An 18,872-nucleotide genomic window follows, 5' to 3' on the forward strand; every position below is an offset into this window, starting at 1 on the left:
CGCGAAACCTGATACCAGCAATCCATTGTGCCAGACCCGCTACCCACCGCAAAAACCGCGGTCCCAACCCTGCGGAAGATCCGGGACCGTCCAGTTCGCCGGCGGGGTGAAGTCGGTCCACGTGCCGTCGAACGGGAACTCGCCCGCCTCGATCTCCTTCACGACCCGCTCACCCTCGGCCCGCACGAAGGCCTCGTCGGGCACCCAGTAGTGCTCCGGCAGGGCGAGGCGCTCCAGGAACTCCTCCTCGTCCTTCCAGTGCCAGATCCGGTCCGGAGCCGCCACGATGTCGAGGTCCCAGTCGGTGACGTCGACGCCGGACGCGCCGCCCTCGTCGCTCCAGCGGACCGCCGGGCGCTCCAGGTTGACGTACCAGTTCTTGAAGCGGTCCCGCTCGTCGTGGAACCACCAGACCGAGTGCGCCGGGTCGCCGGGCCGGTGCAGCTTGAGCACGCCGGGCCCGTCCCAGGTGCCGTGCTTCAGCGCCGTGCCCCGGGTCACGAACTCGGCGAAGGGCATCGTGCGCATGCCGAAGCCGTCGCCGGAGACCTCGTTGACCACCGGGGTGCCCCGGGCGACCCACAGCAGCAGGCCGCGCTCGTCGTCGGAGACGACCCGGGCCGGCCGGACCCAGCCGATCCGGCCCAGGCGCACGTTGCGGTGCACGATGACCTGCCCGGGCGTGAACCTGACGCTCGACGGCGCTGCGTCGGTCGGCCCCCGCTGAACGCTCAACGACGCTCCCTCGGTCGGTCCCAGCCCTCAGCGACGGGCGGGGGGATGCTCCAGCCGGCCGGCGGCCGGAAGTCGGTCCAGGTGCCGTCGAAGGGCCACGCGCCGGCCTCGATCGCCGGCACGACCTGCCGTCCCTGCTCCCAGACCGCCTCGGCGTCGCCCACCCAGTAGTGCTCGGGGAAGGCGAGGCGCTCGTTGAGCTCGTCCTCGTCCTTCCAGTCCCAGCGCCGGTCGGGCCAGACCCAGATGTCCAGGTCCTGGTCGGTCAGGTCGATGCCGGCCACGGCGCCGTCGTCCCACGTGACGGACGGCTCCTCCAGGTTGACGTACCAGGCCCGGAAGCGACCGGCGGGGTCGAACAGCCACCACACCGAGTACGCGGCGCCACGCGGGTTGAACTTGAGCGTGCTCGGCCCCCGGTACACATCCTGGATGATCTTCTTCGGCGCGAGCACCCACTCGGCGAAGGGCATGTCCCGCGGCCCCCGGCCGTCGGTGGTGACCTCGCGGATGAGCGGGCTGCCGGTCGCCATCCACAGGCGCAGCCCGAGCTCGTCGTCGGCGACGATCCTGGCCAGCGGCGCCCAGACGAGCGTGTCACGGGCGAAATGCCGGTGCAGCACGGCCCGTCCGGGGCTCAGCGTCACCTGACGACCCGGCCCTTGAGGACGATCCGGCGGGGCCGGAGCAGCTCCGTGAGGTCGGCGCGCGGGTCGCCGTCGTAGACCACCAGGTCGGCGAGGCCGCCCTCGACGAGGCCCGGGAAGCCCAGCCACTCGCGGGCACCCCAGGAGCCGGCCCGCAGCACGTCGAGCGACGGCATGCCGGCCTCGCGGTGCAGCAGCAGCATCTCCTGGGCGGCGAGCCCGTGGGCGATGCCGCCACCGGCGTCACTGCCGACGTAGATCGGCACTCCCGCCTCGTGCGCCGCCCGCACCACCGACGGGAAGCGGTCCTTCAGCGCCAGCATGTGCCGCGCGTACGCCGGGAACTTGCCCGAAGCCGTCGCGGCGATCCCGTCGAACGTCTCGATGTTGATCATCGTCGGAACGAGCGCGGTCCGCTGCCGAGCCATGAGATCGATGTCGTCGAGCGACAGGCCGGTGCCGTGCTCGACGGAGTCGACGCCCGCGCGGACCAGCGCCGCGACGGACTCCTCGGCGAACGTGTGGACGGCCACGCGGGCACCGGCGGCGTGCGCGGCGGCGACCGCGCCGGCCATCGCGTCCAGGTCCCAGGCTGGGGCGAGGTCGCCGACGCCCCGGTCGATCCAGTCGCCGACGAGCTTCACCCAGCCATTGCCGAGCCCGGCCTGCCGGGTGACCTCCTCGGCGAGCGACGCTGCGCCGACCTCGACGCCGATGTCGCGCAGGTAGCGCTTCGGCGGCGCCACGTGCCGGCCCGCCCTGGCCAGCCGGGGCATCTCCGGGTCGTCGTCGAGCATCGGGTACGGGATGGGCGACCCCGCGTCACGGATCGCGAGCACGCCCGCGGCACGGTCGACCAGCGCCAGCTCCCGGGCGGCGGCGACGCCGGCGGACGGGTGCCCGCCCGGCGCGATGCCCAGGTGGCAGTGCGCGTCGACGAGCCCCGGCAGGACGAAGCCGCCGTCGGCGACGGTCACGGCACCCGGCACGGGTGACAGCGTCACCCGGTCGCCGACGAGCCAGATGTCGGTCTGCGTGTCGTCCGGGAGGAGAACGCCCCGGACGTGCAGCGCCTCAGGACTGTCCGTCACGCTTCTGCAGCTTCGAGAAGTCGAGCTTCGGCAGCTTGAAGCCGGCCGGCAGCCCCGCCGCATTCGGGTCCATGGCCGCCGGGTCGAAGCCGGGCGGCAGCTGCGGCACGCCGCCGCCGAGCCGGGGCTGGCGGGCGCCGCCACCGCCGCTCTTGCCGCCCTTGCGCTTGTTCTTAGGCGACTTGGTGGCCTTGCGGCGCGTGCCGGGCATGCCCATCATGCCGCTCATCTGCTTCATCATCTTCTGCGCGTCGGCGAAGCGGTTGAGCAGCTGGTTGACGTCGGTGACGGTGACGCCGGAGCCGTTGGCGATGCGCACCCGGCGCGACGCGTTGAGGATCTTGGGGTTGGTGCGCTCGCCGGGGGTCATCGAGCGGATGATCGCCGTCACCTTGTCGAAGTGCTTGTCGTCGATCTCGGCGATCTGGTCCTTCATCTGCCCCATGCCCGGCATCATGGCCAGCACGTTGGCGATCGGGCCCATCCGCCGCACGGCCTGCAGCTGCTCGAGGAAGTCCTCCAGGGTGAACGTCTCGCCGCCCATGAGCTTGGCGGCCATCCGCTCCTTCTGGTCGTCCTCGAAGGCGGCCTCGGCCTGCTCGATGAGCGTGAGCACGTCACCCATGCCGAGGATGCGCGAGGCCATCCGGTCGGGGTGGAAGACGTCGAAGTCCTCGAGCTTCTCACCGGTCGACGCGAACATGATCGGCTGGCCGGTGACGTGGCGGACGGAGAGCGCCGCACCACCGCGGGCGTCGCCGTCGAGCTTGGACAGCACGACTCCGGTGATGCCGACGCCGTCGCGGAAGGCCTGGGCGGTGGTGACCGCGTCCTGACCGATCATCGCGTCGATGACGAAGATGACCTCGTCGGGGTCGACGGCGTCGCGGATGTCGGCGGCCTGCTGCATCATCTCGGCGTCGATGCCGAGCCGGCCGGCGGTGTCGACGATCACGATGTCGCGCATCTGGCGGCGGGCGTGCTCGATCGACTCGCGGGCGACGCTGACCGGGTCGCCGACGCCGTTGCCCGGCTGCGGCGCGTAGACCTCGACGCCGGCCCGGCCACCGAGGACCTGCAGCTGGTTGACGGCATTGGGGCGCTGGAGGTCACAGGCGACGAGCAGCGGCTGGTGGCCCTGCGCCTTGAGCCAGCGGGCGAGCTTGCCCGCCAGGGTGGTCTTGCCGGAGCCCTGGAGGCCGGCGAGCATGATCACGGTCGGCGCGGTCTTGGCGAACTGCAGCCGGCGCGCCTCGCCGCCGAGCGTCGCGACCAGCTCCTCGTGGACGATCTTGATGACCTGCTGGGCCGGGTTGAGGGCCTTGGACACCTCGGCGCCGCGGGCGCGCTCCTTGAGCCGGGCGATGAAGTCCTTCACCACCGGCAGCGCGACGTCGGCCTCGAGCAGCGCGAGGCGGATCTCCCGCGCGGTGGCGTCGACATCCGCCTCGGTGAGCCGACCCTTGCCCTTCAGCTTCGTGAAGATGCCGGAGAGCCGATCACTCAGGGTGTCAAACACGACGAATCCGTCCTCGAGGTAGGCGCTGCTGCAAAGGGTAACCGACGCTACCCGGGCGTCGCCGCCTGCAGCACCGCGTCCGCCACCCGGGCGCGGTCGTCCGCGGACAGCTCCCCGGCCAGGTAGAAGGCGTCGACGACCTCGCCGCCGAGGGTCGAGATGCGGGCCGAGCGCACGTCGGCGCCGACGTCCTCCAGGGCGTGCGCGACCCGGAAGAGCAGCCCCGGCGTGTCGGATGCGCGCAGCTCCAGGACGGTGGCGGCGGTGGCGGCGCTCGCCGGCTGCCACACCACGCGCGGCGGGACGGTGTTGCGCTGCCTGGCGGAGCGCTCCCGGGCCGCGAGCCGCTCGGCGACGGGCAGCTCGCCCAGCACGGCGCGGCGCAGGTCGCTGGCGACCGCCTCCCGGTCGACCTCCCCGCCGTACCGCGGCTGGACGGCGCAGACCATCCTGGCCAGGTCACCCGTGCTGACCGTGTCGGCGGCCACCACGTCGAGGCGGTGCAGCGACAGGCAGCCGGCCACCGCGGCGAGCAGCCCGCGCCGGTCCTGCGCGGTCACCGACACGACGTCGGTGTCGACGTGCACCGCGGGCAGCTTCCCGGCGACGGGCAGCGCGGCGGCCGGCGACGGCGGCGCCGCGACCACCCCGGTGTCCAGGGCCCGCTCGACGTGCCGGACCAGCTCGGTGATGAGCCGGCCCTTCCAGTCGGACCAGGCGGCGGGCCCGGTCGCGGCGGCGTCGGCGCGGGCGAGCGAGTGCAGCACGGCCAGGGTCGAGTGGTCGCCGACGGCCCCGGCGACCCCGGCGATCGTCCGCGGGTCGCTGAGGTCGCGGCGGGTCGCCGTGTCCGGCAGCAGCAGGTGCAGCCGGACGACCCTCTCGACCAGGTCGACGTCGATGGGCGGCAGGCCGAGGCGGGCGGCGATGTCGGCGGCGATCGGCGCGCCGACGGTGCTGTGGTCGCCGGGCAGGCCCTTGCCGATGTCGTGCAGCAGGCCGCAGAGCACCAGCAGGTCGGGGCGGTCGACGTCGCGGGACAGCTTCGCGGCGTGCCGGGCGGTCTCGACCAGGTGCCGGTCGACGGTGAACAGGTGCACCGGGTTGTGCTGGGGCAGGCTGCGGATCCGGGCCCACTCGGGCAGCCAGTTCACGACCAGCCCGTACCGGTCGCACGCCTCCCAGATCGAGATCATCGACGGGCCGCTGCCCAGGAGCGTGAGCAGGGCGTCGCGGGCCGGCGCCGGCCACGGCTGCGGCATCGGCGCGGCGAACTGGCCGAGCCACTCCAGCGTCGCGTGCGCGATCGGCAGGTCGGCGCGGGCCGCGGCGGCGGCGACGCGCAGCGGCAGCGACGGGTCGGGCCGCGGCGTCACGGCCGCCCGCGCGAGGACGACCTCGCCGTGCTGCTCGACGACGTCTCGGGCGAGGGGACGGCGCCCGGCGTGGCCGCGGGTTGCCGGCGAGGACCAGCGCTCGACCGCGCGCCAGGCGTCGTCGCTGGCGTAGGCGATGGTGCGGGCCGCCTCCGCGATGCGCCGCAGCACCTCGTCACGGTCGCCGAGGTCGAGCAGCTCGGCGACCTCGTCGCGGTCCTGGGCGAGCAGCCGGTCGACGCGGCGCCCCCGCACGGCGTGCAGCGCGTCGCGGACGTCGAGGAGGGTGCGGTACGCGCCGCGAACCGCCGGCCGGGGACCGTCGGCGACGCCGGCGAAGCCGATGCCGCGCAGCACGCCCACGTCGCGCAGGCCGCCCCGGGACTCCTTGACGTCGCCTTCGAGCAGGAAGGCCAGCTCGCCGTGGGCGTCCCAGCGGGCCTGGGTGAGCGCGCGCAGCGCGGGCAGCAGGTGCCGGGCCTCGCGCCGCCACTGCGCGACGGCGTCGGCGTGCAGGCGGTCCAGCAGGCGGCCGTCGCCGGCGACGAGCCGGGCGTCGAGCAGCCCGAGCGCCACCTTCAGGTCTTTCTGGGCCAGCTCCAGGGCCTGCTCGGGGGTCCGGGTGGAGTGGTCGAGCGCGAACTTGGCGTCCCAGATCTGATACCACATCCGCGTGCCGACCTCGTCCGCGGCCCCGGCGGCCCCGGCGGAGTGGAGCAGGACGAGATCGAGGTCGCTGCGCGGGGCGCATTCGCGGCGGCCGAGGCCGCCGACGGCGACCAGCGCGGCGCCCTCAGCGGCACCGCCCGCCGACGTATAGACATCCGCGAGCCAGGAGTCGAGGGCCGCCGAGCGCGAGGCTCGCGCGGCGGCGCCCGCCCCGGTGGAAAGAACCGGGGCGGGCGCCGGAAGTTGCGTCACGTGTGCCGGCTACAGCGCGTCGAGGCCGCGCTCGCCGGTGCGGACCCGGATGACCTCGTCGACCGAGGTGACCCAGACCTTGCCGTCACCGATCTTGCCGGTGCGGGCGGCGGTGACGATGGCGTCCACGACCTTCTCGAAGTCCAGCTCGTCGGTGACGATCTCGACGCGGATCTTCGGGACGAACTCCACCGTGTACTCCGCACCGCGGTAGACCTCGGTGTGGCCCTTCTGACGCCCGTATCCCTGAACCTCGCTCACGGTCAGGCCGGCCACGCCAAGCGCGTGCAGGGCCTCTTTCACCGCGTCGAGCTGATACGGCTTGATGACCGCGGTCACCAGCTTCATGCCCATTCCCTCCGTCATCCCTCGACGCTAACCGACAACTTTTTCCACCGGGGCCGGCGCCGCCGGTGCCGCCGGTGCACTTGCGCCTCCACCGATCCCCGCCATGGCGAAGGCGCTGGTCGAGCCGCCGCCACCACCCGGGTTGTGGAGATCGTAACCACTCTCCGCGTGCTCCGAGATGTCGATGCCCTCGACCTCGGCCTCCGCGCTGACCCGGAACCCGATCGTCTTCTCGATGATGAAGGCGAGGACGAAGGCGATCGCGAAGGAGTAGACCGTCACGATGGCGCTCGCACCGGCCTGCGCGCCCAGCTGGGCCGCGCCGCCGCCGAAGAACAGACCGTCCTTGGCGCCGACGACGTCGGTGATCGCCGAGTTGATGTCCGAGTTGGCGAAGAAGCCCAGCGCCAGGGAGCCGAGCCAGCCGCCGACGAAGTGGACGCCCACGACGTCGAGCGAGTCGTCGAAGCCGAAGCGGTACTTGAGGCTCACCGCGAGGGCGCAGACGATACCGGCGGCCAGGCCGAGCAGGACCGCGGCCCACGAGTCGATGAAGCCACAGGCGGGGGTGATCGCGACCAGACCGGCGATGGCGCCGGACGAGGCACCGACCAGGGTCGGCTTCCGGTCACGGATCCACTCGACGATGACCCAGCCGAGCACCGCTGCGGCGGTCGCGACCTGGGTGTTGACGAACGCGAGGCCGGTCACGCCGTCGACCGTGAGCTCGGAGCCCGCGTTGAAGCCGAACCAGCCGAACCACAGCAGACCGGCGCCGAGGGCGACGAACGGCACGTTGTGCGGCTTCATGCTCTCCCGCGGCCAGCCGATGCGCTTGCCGAGGACCAGCGCCACGCCGAGCGCTGCCGCACCGGCGTTGATGTGGACGGCGGTGCCACCGGCGAAGTCGAGCGGGTGCAGCTTCTGGAAGATCCAGCCGCCGCCCCACACGTTGTGGGCGACGGGGAAGTAGACGAGCGTGGCCCAGCCGAACGCGAACAGCAGCCAGCCGGCGAACTTGGCCCGGTCGGCGATCGCGCCGCTGATCAGGGCGACCGTGATGACGGCGAACGTCATCTGGAAGACCATGAAGACGTAGGTCGGGATGCCGATGCCGGACGGGTTCTCGTCCGTGGCGCCCCAGAACAGGTCCGTGTAGGTCTTGGAGCCCATGTAGTCGCCGAGGTTACCGATGAAGCCACCCAGGCTGTCCGTGCCGAACGAGGCCGAGAAGCCGTAGAACAGCCAGAGGATGCTGACGAGCCCGATGGTCGAGAAGCTCATCATCATCATGTTGAGGACGCCCTTGGAACGGTTCAGGCCACCGTAGAACAGTGCCAGACCCGGCGTCATGAGCAGCACAAGCGCTGTCGAAACCAGCAACCAAGCGGTGTTGCCGGTATCGATGGTCGCTTCAGGCACGCTGGCCTCCTAGTAGTCGAGATCCTCCCTCCCGACCTGAAAAGCAGCGTCGCCCTTCCAGCCGGTTGCGCGAGAGCTTCCAGGGCTCACGTTTCGCGCACCGGCGCTGAGCGATTTCTAAGGCGTCACGTCATGTTTCCAGCGTGTGAAGAAACGCTCACACACACAAATAGCCCTATCGAAGGGCGTATTCGAGCGTGTGCCGTTCATAGTCGATGAGCCGCAGGTCACGGACCGGACGACGGAGATGTCCCTTGTGCACGATCCGCACGAAAGCGGGGTCTCCCGCGGCCGCCATGCGTCGAATTCCCTCGATGTGATCGACAATCCGTTTCCGGATGACGCGCACGAGGCGGTGCCGGTCACGCGGGGTCAGCCCATACGCGTCGGCGAACATGCGCAGCCGCCGCGGCCGGTTCGGCCGCTTCCAGCCGAGCGTGTAGGAGTCGCGGTCGGAGAAGAGCGGCACCCAGGTCCACGCGGCATAGGCGACGTCGTAGATCCTGGCGCCCGGCGAGGCGAGGTCGAAGTCGATCAGCGACAGCGTCCCGTCGGGCCGCCAGATCACGTTGTGCGGCGCCGCGTCGTGGTGGCAGATGACCTCGGTGTCCGGCGGCGGCGGGCCGAAGGAGCGCCACACCGCGTTGGGCGCCGGGCGGAACCCGGCCTGCGCGTCGTGGAACATCCGCAGCATGGTCGCCACGGTGACCATCGCCTCGTCGGTCACCCAGTGCGGGGCGAGCGGATAGCTACCCGGCTCGCCCTCCAGGTAGGACAGGACCTCGCGGCCCCGCTCGTCGATGCCGAACGCCCGAGGCGCGCCGGTGAACCCGACATACTCCAGGTGCCGCAGCAGCGCATGCACCGCCGGCGTCCAGGGTCCGGCGTTGCGGCGCACGGTGTCTCCCGAGCGCACCACGACGGAGGTGTTTCCGCCGTGGAGGGGGATCTCCTGCTGCGTCACGTGTCGTCCTTCGCGTCCCGATCGAGCTTCGCCTTGCCGTGCTTTCCGACTGTGCTTCCGTCGAGGTTACGCGTCCGTGCCAACGAGTGCGTCGACGAACTGCCGGGCATCGAAGGGCGCCAGATCGTCGGGGCCCTCGCCGAGGCCGACCAGCTTCACCGGGATGCCCAGTTTGCGCTGGACGGCGATGACGATCCCGCCCTTGGCGGTGCCGTCGAGCTTGGTGAGCACCACGCCCGTGACGTCGACCACCTCGGTGAACACCCGCGCCTGCTCCAGCCCGTTCTGCCCGGTGGTGGCGTCGAGGATCAGCAGGGTCTCGTCGACCGGCCCGTGCTTCTCCACGACGCGCTTGACCTTGCCCAGCTCGTCCATCAGGCCGACCTTGTTCTGCAGCCGGCCGGCGGTGTCGATCAGCACGGTGTCCACACTCGTATCGATACCCCGTTTGACCGCGTCGAACGCCACCGACGCCGGATCCGCACCCTCCGTGCCCCGGACCACCTCGGCGCCCACCCGGCTGCCCCAGGTCGCGAGCTGCTCGGTGGCGGCGGCGCGGAACGTGTCGGCCGCGCCCAGCAGCACCGTGTGACCGTCGGCGATCAGCACCCGCGCGATCTTGCCGCAGGTGGTGGTCTTGCCGGCGCCGTTGACGCCGACGACGAGCAGCACCGCCGGGCGCCCGTCGCGGGCGGTGGCGGCGAGGCTGCGGTCCAGGTCCGGCTGCAGTGCGGCGACCAGCTCGTCGGCGAGCATCCCGCGCAGCTCCGAGGCGGTCGCGGTGCCGTGCACCCGGGCCCGCTCGCGCAGCTTCCCGACGATCTCCGTGGTCGCGGCGACGCCGACGTCGGCGCCGATCAGGGTCTCCTCGACCTCGTCCCAGGTGTCGTCGTCGAGCTTGTCCCGCGACAGCAGCGCGAGCAGCCCCTTGCCGAACACGTTCTGCGAGCGCGACAGCCTGGCCCGCAGCCGCACCAGCCGCCCGGCGGTCGGCTCGGGCACCTCGACCGGCGGGACCTCGACGGGCGGCGGCGCCTCGACCACCGGCGGCGGCGCCTCCACGGTCGGCGGCGGCGCCTGCACGACGGGCGGCGGGGCCTTCACCGGCGGCGGCACGGTCTTCACCGGCGGCGCCTTCGGCGGGGCGGGCGGCACCTGCTTGGTGGGAGGTGTGACGGTCGGCTTCTGCGCCGGTGGGAGGGTCGGTGGCTTGCGGAAACGGGGCGCTACCAGCGCGAGGGTCGCCCCGATCACCACGACGAGCAGCACCAGGCCGAAGACGATGTACGACTCCATGGCAGGAATCCTCCCAGACGACGCGCTCCGGGGCCTGCAGTGGCGCCAGGTCGGCCCACGCAGGATCATCTTCAGTGCACCACCGAAGCACCACCCGAAGCATCACCCGTAGCACCCCCCGTACGGTTCGCCCCTGCCCCGAAGCGCCCCAGCGGCGTCCTGGAGGTCAACAGACATGCCGGACGACGACCCCTCCCAGTCGCTCGACCAGGACTACGGCCCGCTGCTGCTGGGACCCGTGCTCCGCCGCGTCGAGGGCGACCGCGCCACGATCTGGGTGGAGACGTCACACCCGGCGACCGTCGAGGTCGACGCCGCACCCGCCGGCGGCTCCGCCCGCACCTTCACCGTCCACGGGCACCACTACGCCCTGGTCGTGGTGTCCGGACTGCCGGAGGACGCGGTCACGCCGTACAGGGTGAGCATCGACGGCACGGTGGTCTGGCCGCCGCCGGACAGCGACGCACCGCCCTCGGCGATCCGCACGCGGCCCTCGGGCGCGCCGGTCCGGCTGATCTTCGGCTCCTGCCGCGAGTCGAGCCCACTGAGCGTGACCCGGTTCCCACCCGACGCGCTGGACGCCTACGCGGGGCGGCTCATCGAGTCGATCAACGCCGACGCGCCCACCGAGTGGCCCGACATGCTCGTGCTGCTCGGCGACCAGGTGTACGCGGACGAGACCCCCGAGAAGATCCAGAAGTGGCTCCGCCGCCGCAAGCGCCGCGCCGACGCGCCGAAGAAGCAGGTGGTGGACTACCACGAATACACGAAGCTCTACCTCGACTCGTGGGGCGACCCGGAGATCCGCTGGCTGCTGTCCACCGTCCCGAGCGTGATGATCTTCGACGACCACGAGATCATCGACGACTGGAACACCTCCGACCGGTGGCGCGCCAAGATGGCCGACCTGTCCTGGTGGGAGCAGCGCATCCAGGCCGGCCTCTCCTCCTACTGGGTCTACCAGCACCTGGGCAACATCGCGCCCAGCGCCCTCGACGACGACTTCGTCTATGCCGCGGTCATGCGGGCCGGCGGCGACGCCACCGAGGTCCTGGACGCCTTCGGCACCCGCGCGGACCACGAGCCCACCGCGTACCGGTGGAGCTACACCATCGACATCGACCGCACCCGGCTGATCGTGGTCGACAACCGCGCCGCCCGCGTGCTGGAGCGCGGCCACCGGGCGATGCTCCGGGAGTCGGAATGGCAGTGGCTCACCGAGCGGATCCCCGGCGACTACGACCACCTGCTGATCGGCTCCTCGCTGCCGTGGCTGCTGCCGCCGGCGATCCACCACCTGGAGGCCGCCACCGAGCGGATCGCCGAGTCGCCGCGCGACTGGGTGTCGAAGTTCGGCGAGAAGCTCCGCCAGGCGGTCGACCTGGAGCACTGGGCGGCCTTCTCGCGGTCGTTCGACGGCCTCACCGAGCTGCTGAGCAAGGTCGGCGCGGGCCAGGGCGGCGTCTCGCCGCCCCCGGCATCGATCAGCGTGCTGTCGGGTGACGTTCACCACTCCTACGCCGCCCGGGCGGACCTCGACAGCTCCGTGGTCAGCCCGGTGCACCAGCTGACCTGCTCGCCGGTCCACAACGACATGCCGAGGTACATCCGCCCGGCGATGAAGTTCGGCTGGAACCCGCCCGCCGCGAAGCTGATGCGGGCCCTCGCCCGCTCCGTGGGCCTGCCCCCGCCGCCGGTCCGCTGGGACAAGACCGCCGACCCGTACTTCGGCAACGCCGTCGGCGTGCTCCTGCTCGACGGCCGCTCCGCGCACGTCACGGTCGAGGGCACCCGCCCGGACAAGACCCTGGGCAAGGTCGCGTCGCTGCAGCTCAGCTGACCCTGCCCAGGGTCCTCGACCGGGTTCCCGGCTAGGCCGCGTACGCCTCCAGCTCGAAGATCCGGGCGGCGGTGTCGCTGTCGTTCGTCGGGGTGATCACGTTCAGGCGGAGATGTCGTGCCGTCCGCGGGGTGAACGTGTGCGTGGTGGTGTTCGCGGTGTTGCCCCGCACCTGGGCGACGGTCGTCCAGGTGTTGCCGTCCAGGCTGGTCTGCAGGTCGAAGTCCTTCGTGTTCCAGCTGGCCTTCTCGCCGCCCGCCCCCGAGTGCCGCAGGACGATCTTGCCGACCTGCTGGTTGGAGCCCAGGTCGACGCGCAGCCACTTGTTCGCGCCGAGCGCGCACCACTTGTCCGACAGGCCGCCGGTCCAGGTGCCGTTGACCGCCTTCGCCGGTGCCTCGGCCGCCGCGCACTGCGACGACGCCGTGGCCGCCTTGTTCAGGGCCAGGTTGGGCGCGGGCGCGGTGTCGGGCACGAAGAGCTTGATGTCGGTGAGGCTGGCGGAGCCCTCGTACACGTTGGTGTAGAGGTCACCGATCACGAACGAGTCAGGGTAGGCGGAGCCGGAGGGCCACTGGTTGGGCCACGTGGTGCTGCCGAAGTCGTCGTTCTGCACCAGGTTGCCGTTGAACTGGCCGTTGTACCCGGCGGCCGTGGTGTTGTAGTGCCAGATCGGCACGTTGTTGACGACGAAGTCGCGGTGGAAGCGCAGCGTCCGCTGCCCGGAGCGGGCGAAGTTGCCGCTCGCCTCGAGCGTGTAGCCGGTCGCGTCGCGCTCGATCGCGAACGTGTAGTACTCGTTGGGCATGAGCTCCGGCTGCAGCTCCGCGGCGCTGGACAGCTGGTTCTCCGCGGCGCCGCCGGAGCAGCTGGTCATGAACCACTGGGAGTTGCCGGGCAGGCCGCCGGCACCCGGGTTCCAGTTGGGCATGCCGGAGATCCACATGTTGACGGTGTTGAAGTTGCCGTCGCGGTAGTTGTAGTACGTGTTGTTCGCGGCGTTGCAGACCCGGCCGCCGGTGCCGGACCCGACCCGGTCGGGGTGCTGGGAGAACGAGTCCATCAGCACCTTGCGGTGGTAGTGCCAGAAGTGGTTGTTGCGCGGCGCGGGGTTGGCGAAGTCGACGATCGACAGGAAGTGGAAGCCGTTGTACCCGTAGGGTCCGGCCCGCACGTCCTGCCACTCGCAGTAGGGCACCGACGCGTCGCCGCTCCAGCCGGGGCTGTTGGAGCCCTCGCCCCACGGGTGCTGGGTCTTGCAGCCCGCGGTCGAGTAGCCGTTGACCCGGCCGTTGTAGTTGATGGTGCCGTTGCGCTTGCCGCCGAAGTCGATCGTCTTGAGCTTGTACTCGATGCGGTACTGGTCGGGCAGCGCCTGCGTCGGGCGGAAGATCGCCCCACCGGTGCTCTCGGGCACGTTGAGGACCGCGGCGCTGGACCCGCCGACCGTGGCGGTGGTGATCGACGGCGGCGCCTCCAGCACGCCGTCCTTGTTGAAGTCGCGGGCCGACAGCGAGGCGGTGAGCCAGCCGTTCTGCCCGACGGTGAACTCCTTGCGGTAGGTGTCGAACGAGTTGAACTGCGTCGTCCAGGTGGGCCCGTAGTCGTTGCGGTACCACTGCCCGGCGTCGTCGGTGATGGTGTCGAACGGGTTGGCGTAGGTCTCGCGGACCCACGGCGCGTTGCCTGTGTTGATGGGCTGGGCGAAGTTCTCGGAGTAGAGCAGCCGCCAGGTCGGTGCCGCCGCGGCGGGGGCGGCCGGGATCGCGACCAGCGAACCGGCGACCAGGGCACCTACGAGCAGTCGTCTCATGTGGACGCTCCTAGAGGTATTGGGACGCGTTGTCCTTGGTGATCTGCGGCGAGGGCACGACGGTGTCCTTCTCGACCTTGGCGCCGCCGAGGACCTCGACCGTGCGGTCCAGGGCGAGCGAGCCGATCACCTTCGGGCTGTTGAGGCCGGTGACGACGTAGTTGGTGCCGTCGAGGATCGCCTTGAGCGCCTCGGCCTGCCCGTCGACGCCGGCGAGCACGATCTGCCCGGCCTTGCCTGCGGCGGCGACCGCCCGCTGCGCGCCGAGGCACATCGCGTCGTTCTCGCAGAAGACGGCGACGAGGTCGGGGTGCTTGGCGAGCAGCCCCTCCATGACGGTGAGCCCGCCGTCGGAGCCCCAGTTGCCGAAGTCGGGGGCCTCGATGAGGGTGATGTCGGCCTTGGTACCGAGCACCGACTTCAACCCGTTGGTGCGGGCCAGACCGATCGAGTTGTCCGCCGGCCCGCCCTTGATGATCGCGACCTTGCCCTTGACGCGGCCCGCCAGGAACTCGCCGTCCTGCTTGCCGATGGCTTCGTTGTCTGGCCCGATCCAGCTGGTGTACTCGCCGGTGGCGAACTTCCGGTCGACCAGCACGACGGGCTTGCCCGCCGCCTTGATCGCGTTCAGGGCGGCCGGCGCCGACTCGAGCGGGCCGCCCGAGATGATGATCGCGTCGACGTTCTTGCTGAGCAGGTCCTCGACGTTGGCGGCGAGCTTGGCGGCGTCGCCCCCGGCGTCGGTGCTGACGATCTTCACGTTGCCCTTGGTCTTGGCCTGCGCGGCGATCGCGGCGTCCATGCCGCTGAAGTACGGCCCGCTGAGCAGGAAGTTCGCGACGCCGACGGTGTACCCGTCCTTCCCCGCAGGGTCGTCGGAGCAGGCGGTGAGGCCCAGTGCCGCCACCAGAAGCAGGGATAAGGCTCTTCTCATGCGCGTCCCTTCGCGACGGAGCGCGGCCGCCTCGAGCGCTGCACGAGGATGACCGCGATGATGATCAGTCCCTTGAGCACCTGCTGCCAGAACGACTGCACGCCGTACAGGTTCAGCAGGTTGTTGATCAGGACCAGGACGAGCACCCCGCCGAAGGCACCCTTCGCCGAACCCCGGCCTCCGGACAGGCTCGCGCCGCCGATGACGCAGGCCGCGATCGCGTCGAGCTCGAAGGCGACCCCGACGCTGGGTTGTGCGATGCCGACCCGGCTGGTCAGGATGACCCCGGCGAGTCCGGCACAGAAGCCGCTGACGCAGTAGGCGAGCACGATGTGCCGTCGCACGTCGATGCCCGCCAGGCGGACCGTCTCCGCGTTGCCGCCGATGGCGATGATCGAGCGCCCGGGTGGCGTCCGGGCCAGGAACACGCCACCGATCGCGAAGACGGCCAGCATGATCAGCGTGATCAGGGGGACGGGGCCGACCATGGCCGAGCCCAGCGTGAGGAACGCGGGGTCGGCCGGTGCGATCGGCACCTCCGAGTAGACGAACGCGAGCCCGCGGACCGTGGTGAGCGCCGCGAGGGTGACCACGAACGGCGCGAGCTCGAACCGGGCCACCAGGATGCCGTTGACCGCGCCGAACGCGAGCCCGCACAGGACGCCGGCCGCCATCGCCAACGGGATCGGCAGGTCGGCGGCCAGGCCCGCGGTCACGATCCCGGCGAACGCCACGACCGACCCGACGGACAGGTCGATCCCGCCGGTGAGGATCACGACGAGCATGCCGAAGGCGAGCAGCCCCGTGGTGACCATCTGCTTGAGGAGGTTGGTGATGTTGGTGCCGCTGAGAAAGCTGTCCGACGTGGTGGCCGCGACGACGATCAGCGCCGCGATCAGCAGCGTGAAGGCCACCTCGACGGTCACATCCCGGTTTCGGAACCGAAGCGCCAACGTTGTCACGCGATCGCCCTCTCCAGGACCTGTTCCTCGGTGGTGCCTTCGGACGGCAGCTCACCGGCGAGCCGGCCCTGCCGCATGACGAGGACCCGGTCGGTGGCGCCGAGCACCTCGGTCAGGTCGGAGGAGATGAGCAGCACGCCCATTCCCTCGCGGGCGAGCCCGTCCACGGTGCGGTAGATCTCGACCCGGGTGGCCATGTCGACCCCGCGGGTCGGCTCGTCGAGGATCAGCACGCGGGGGCCGGTGAGCAGCCACTTGGCGAGCACGACCTTCTGCTGGTTGCCGCCGCTCAGGTGTACGACCGGCATGCCCGCGCACCGGTCGGGGCGGATGCCGAGCCGCTCGATCATGCCGTGCACGGAAGCCTGCTGCCGGGTGCGGTCGATGAACGGGCCGCGGGCGGTCGACCGCCAGGTGGTGAGGCCGATGTTGTCCCGGACGGTCATGCCGAGCACCAGGCCGCTGCCGGCCCGGTCCTCCGTCACCATCGCGACGCCCGCCCGGATCGCCTCCTTCGGGCTGCGGAACGCCGCGCCCGCGGTCGGGCGGGCGGCTCCGAACAGGCACGCGGCCAGTTCGCTGCGGCCCGACCCGACGAGGCCGAAGAGCCCCACGATCTCGCCGGCCCGCAGCGTGAACGACACGCCGTCGAACTCCCCCGTCCTGCCGAGCCCGTCGACGGTCAGCAGCGGCTCCCCCGGCAGCGCTCCGAGGGCGGGCCGGCGCTCCGGGTAGATCCGGTCCACGGTCCGGCCCGCCATGAGCCGGATGAGGGTCCCCTCGTTGGTGGCGTCCGGCGTGGTGGTCGCCACGACGTGGCCGTCCTTGACCACGACGATTCGGGTGGCCAGCTCCAGGACCTCGGCGAGGCGGTGCGACACGTACACCACCAGCACCCCTCGCTCCTGCAGCCGCCGGATCACCGCGAACAACGCGTCGAGATCCGCGCCGGCGAGGACCGCGGACGGCTCGTCGAGGACGAGGACGCGGGGTTCGCTGACGAGGGCCTTGGCGATCTCGACCATCTGCTGCCGGGCCACGGACAGCGTGGCCGCCTTCAGCCGCGGGTCGATGCCGCCGAAGCCGATCTCCTCCAGCAGCCGACCGGCCCGCCGGTGCGCGGCCGGCCAGTCGATCAGGCCGAACCGGCGCGGGAAGTCGCCCATCAGCAGGTTCTCCGTGACCGACAGCTCGGGCACCAGGGAGAGCTCCTGGTGCACGGTGCGGATGCCGGCGGCGTGCGCGTCGTGCGGGGTGCGCAGGGTCAGCTCGGCGTCGTCCCACGAGAGGGTGCCGGAGCTCATCGGTACGACTCCGGCGAGCACCTTGATCAGGGTGGACTTGCCGGCGCCGTTGGCGCCCACGATCGCGAGGACCTCGCCGGGCTCGCCGTGCAGCGTCACCCCGTGCAGGACCTCGACGCCGGCGTAGGACTTGTGGACGTCGCGCAGCCGCAGCGTCATCGGAAGGCGTCCATGACGACGACCGTCTTCTGCCGGGTCAGGTCGAGGACCGTGTCGTGGACGCCCTCGCGGTAGCCGCCGGTGTCCTTGGTGCCGCCGAACGGCAGGTTCTCCGCCCGCAGCGCGGTCGAGCCGTTGACGACGACGCCGCCGACGTCCAGCTGCCTGGCGATGCTCAGCGCGCGGGAGATGTCCCGGGTGAAGACGGCGGCGTGCAGGCCGTACGGGGAGTCGTTGGCGAGCCGGACCGCCTCCGCCGGGTCGTCGAAGCGGGCCACGGGCGCCACCGGCCCGAAGATCTCCTCGGCGAACGCCGGGCTGGCGGCGGGCACGTCGACCAGCACGGTCGGGTCCATGAAGGCCCGCGTGCGGACCCCGCCGGCGACGAGCCGGGCGCCGTCGCCGACGAGCGTCCGGACGGCGTCGAGCACCCGCCCGGCGGCCTCCTCGGCGATGAGCGGGCCGACGTCCGTGGACTCCAGCAGCTGGTCGCCGACCGTCAGCTTCGCGGTCTGCGCGACCAGGGCGTCGACGAACGCGTCGTGGACCGCCGTCTGGACGTACACCCGCTTGACCGCGCAGCAGATCTGCCCGTTGCCCCGGGCGAGCCGGCCCAGCACGACGGCGCGGGCGGCCTCCTCGACGTCGGCGTCGGCGCAGACGATCAGCGCGTCGTTGCCGCCGAGCTCCAGGTGGACCTGCTTGAGCGTGCCCGCGGCCAGGCGGGCGATCTCGCGGCCGGCGGCGGTGCTGCCGGTCAGGGTGACGGCGGCGATCCCGCTCATCTCGGCGAGCTGCCGGCTGACCTCGGCGCCGCCGATGACGACCTGGTGCGCGTCGCGGGGCGCTCCCGCCTGCTCCACCAGCTCGGCGATCCGCAGCACCGCCAGGGGGCAGCGGGCGGGGGGCTGCACGACGACCGCGTTGCCGGCGGCGAGGGCCGCGGCGGCCTTGTGCGCGTACAGCTCGACCGGGTAGTTGAACGGCACGAGCGCGGCGACGACGCCGAGCGGCTCGCGGATGGTGACTGCGAGGTGCCGCTCCAGGCCCGGCACGGCGTCCAGCGGGATCTGCCGGCCGAAGAGCCTGGTCGCCTCCCCCGCGGTCGCGCGGAAGATGCGGATCGCGGCCTCGACCTCGCCGCGGGTCTGCTGGATCGGCTTGCCGTTCTCGGCGGCGAGGAGCCGGGCGAGGCCTTCGAACTCGGCCTCGATCAGGTCGGCGACGCGGCGCAGCAGCGCGGCGCGCTCGTGCGCGGGGGTGGCGGCCATCGCCCGCTGGGCTTTACCGGCCCGCTCGACGGTCGCGGCGACCTGCGCCGCGCCGGTCTCGGGCACCTCCCCCAGCACTTCGCCGGTGCCGGGATTGCGCACGGTGACAACGGCCATGATGGCTGGGCCCTCCTCGGGGGTACGGCGGTCGCGGGCGTGCCTCTCACGCAATGCGCGAAAGGGCAGGTCCACCGGCGCCGTCCGGCGAGGATCACGGGCGAGACCGCGGTGAGTGAGGGTGGGCTCACCGGGATCGGTCTTTGTTAATGT

General features: G+C 71.7%; 15 protein-coding genes. 1 reads left to right on the plus strand and 14 read right to left on the minus strand.

The genetic code is table 11. From position 1 onward, the window contains the following. Positions 1-39: 39 nt before the first annotated feature. From ABD332_RS38020 to ftsY, 9 genes are all read right to left on the minus strand, one after another. A complete protein-coding gene (locus ABD332_RS38020) occupies positions 40-735 on the minus strand; it encodes a ribonuclease FAU-1 family protein (protein ID WP_344507949.1) in 696 nt (231 codons plus the stop codon). Then, complete coding sequence (locus tag ABD332_RS38025) at positions 732-1,382, minus strand: ribonuclease FAU-1 family protein (RefSeq protein WP_344507950.1); 651 nt, start codon at positions 1,380-1,382, stop codon at positions 732-734. Before ABD332_RS38025 ends, ABD332_RS38020 begins: the two co-directional genes overlap by 4 nt. Next, the gene (locus tag ABD332_RS38030) at positions 1,379-2,473 is read right to left on the minus strand and encodes an amidohydrolase family protein (RefSeq protein WP_344507951.1); all 1,095 of its coding nucleotides are present in this window, start codon (positions 2,471-2,473) and stop codon (positions 1,379-1,381) included. The genes ABD332_RS38025 and ABD332_RS38030 overlap by 4 nt, the downstream gene beginning before the upstream one ends. Beyond that, complete coding sequence (gene ffh / locus ABD332_RS38035) at positions 2,457-3,992, minus strand: signal recognition particle protein (protein ID WP_344507952.1); 1,536 nt, start codon at positions 3,990-3,992, stop codon at positions 2,457-2,459. Before ffh ends, ABD332_RS38030 begins: the two co-directional genes overlap by 17 nt. Positions 3,993-4,039: 47 nt before the next feature. Next, positions 4,040-6,289 carry a [protein-PII] uridylyltransferase gene (locus ABD332_RS38040; protein WP_344507954.1) on the minus strand — a complete coding sequence of 750 codons (2,250 nt, stop codon included), beginning with the start codon at positions 6,287-6,289 and terminating at the stop codon, positions 4,040-4,042. A 9-nt stretch (positions 6,290-6,298) separates the two neighbouring features. Further along, entirely contained in the window at positions 6,299-6,637 is a 339-nt protein-coding gene (locus ABD332_RS38045) for a P-II family nitrogen regulator (protein WP_033358035.1), read from the minus strand. A gap of 27 nt (positions 6,638-6,664) precedes the next feature. Next, on the minus strand, positions 6,665-8,059 hold the full coding sequence (locus ABD332_RS38050; RefSeq protein WP_344507956.1) for an ammonium transporter: 1,395 nt from the start codon (positions 8,057-8,059) through the stop codon (positions 6,665-6,667). 175 nt (positions 8,060-8,234) lie between these two features. Beyond that, the gene (locus ABD332_RS38055; RefSeq protein WP_344507958.1) at positions 8,235-9,023 is read right to left on the minus strand and encodes a phosphotransferase; all 789 of its coding nucleotides are present in this window, start codon (positions 9,021-9,023) and stop codon (positions 8,235-8,237) included. Positions 9,024-9,089: 66 nt separating this feature from the next. After that, the gene (gene ftsY / locus ABD332_RS38060) at positions 9,090-10,319 is read right to left on the minus strand and encodes a signal recognition particle-docking protein FtsY (protein ID WP_344507959.1); all 1,230 of its coding nucleotides are present in this window, start codon (positions 10,317-10,319) and stop codon (positions 9,090-9,092) included. Positions 10,320-10,494: 175 nt separating this feature from the next. Between ftsY and ABD332_RS38065 the strand changes: the two genes are divergently transcribed. Continuing rightward, the gene (locus ABD332_RS38065; RefSeq protein WP_344507961.1) at positions 10,495-12,159 is read left to right on the plus strand and encodes an alkaline phosphatase D family protein; all 1,665 of its coding nucleotides are present in this window, start codon (positions 10,495-10,497) and stop codon (positions 12,157-12,159) included. A 31-nt stretch (positions 12,160-12,190) separates the two neighbouring features. Here the strand turns inward: ABD332_RS38065 and ABD332_RS38070 are convergent, their stop codons facing one another. Genes ABD332_RS38070 through ABD332_RS38090 form a run of 5 tightly spaced genes read right to left on the minus strand, consistent with a single transcriptional unit; the run spans position 12,191 to position 18,719 of the window. Then, the gene (locus ABD332_RS38070; RefSeq protein ID WP_344507963.1) at positions 12,191-13,972 is read right to left on the minus strand and encodes a discoidin domain-containing protein; all 1,782 of its coding nucleotides are present in this window, start codon (positions 13,970-13,972) and stop codon (positions 12,191-12,193) included. A 10-nt stretch (positions 13,973-13,982) separates the two neighbouring features. Next, on the minus strand, positions 13,983-14,906 hold the full coding sequence (locus ABD332_RS38075) for a substrate-binding domain-containing protein (RefSeq protein ID WP_344507965.1): 924 nt from the start codon (positions 14,904-14,906) through the stop codon (positions 13,983-13,985). Next, positions 14,903-15,832: an ABC transporter permease gene (locus ABD332_RS38080; protein ID WP_344507967.1), complete on the minus strand. Its 930-nt coding sequence runs from the start codon at positions 15,830-15,832 to the stop codon at positions 14,903-14,905. The genes ABD332_RS38075 and ABD332_RS38080 overlap by 4 nt, the downstream gene beginning before the upstream one ends. 32 nt (positions 15,833-15,864) lie before the next feature. Next, complete coding sequence (locus ABD332_RS38085) at positions 15,865-17,331, minus strand: sugar ABC transporter ATP-binding protein (protein ID WP_344507969.1); 1,467 nt, start codon at positions 17,329-17,331, stop codon at positions 15,865-15,867. Then, positions 17,328-18,719, minus strand: a complete 1,392-nt coding sequence (locus ABD332_RS38090) for an aldehyde dehydrogenase family protein (protein ID WP_344507971.1) — start codon at positions 18,717-18,719, stop codon at positions 17,328-17,330. The genes ABD332_RS38085 and ABD332_RS38090 overlap by 4 nt, the downstream gene beginning before the upstream one ends. Positions 18,720-18,872 lie beyond the last annotated feature (153 nt).

Origin of the sequence: Dactylosporangium maewongense, from assembly GCF_039531485.1 — a bacterium.
Lineage (GTDB): Bacteria > Actinomycetota > Actinomycetes > Mycobacteriales > Micromonosporaceae > Dactylosporangium > Dactylosporangium maewongense.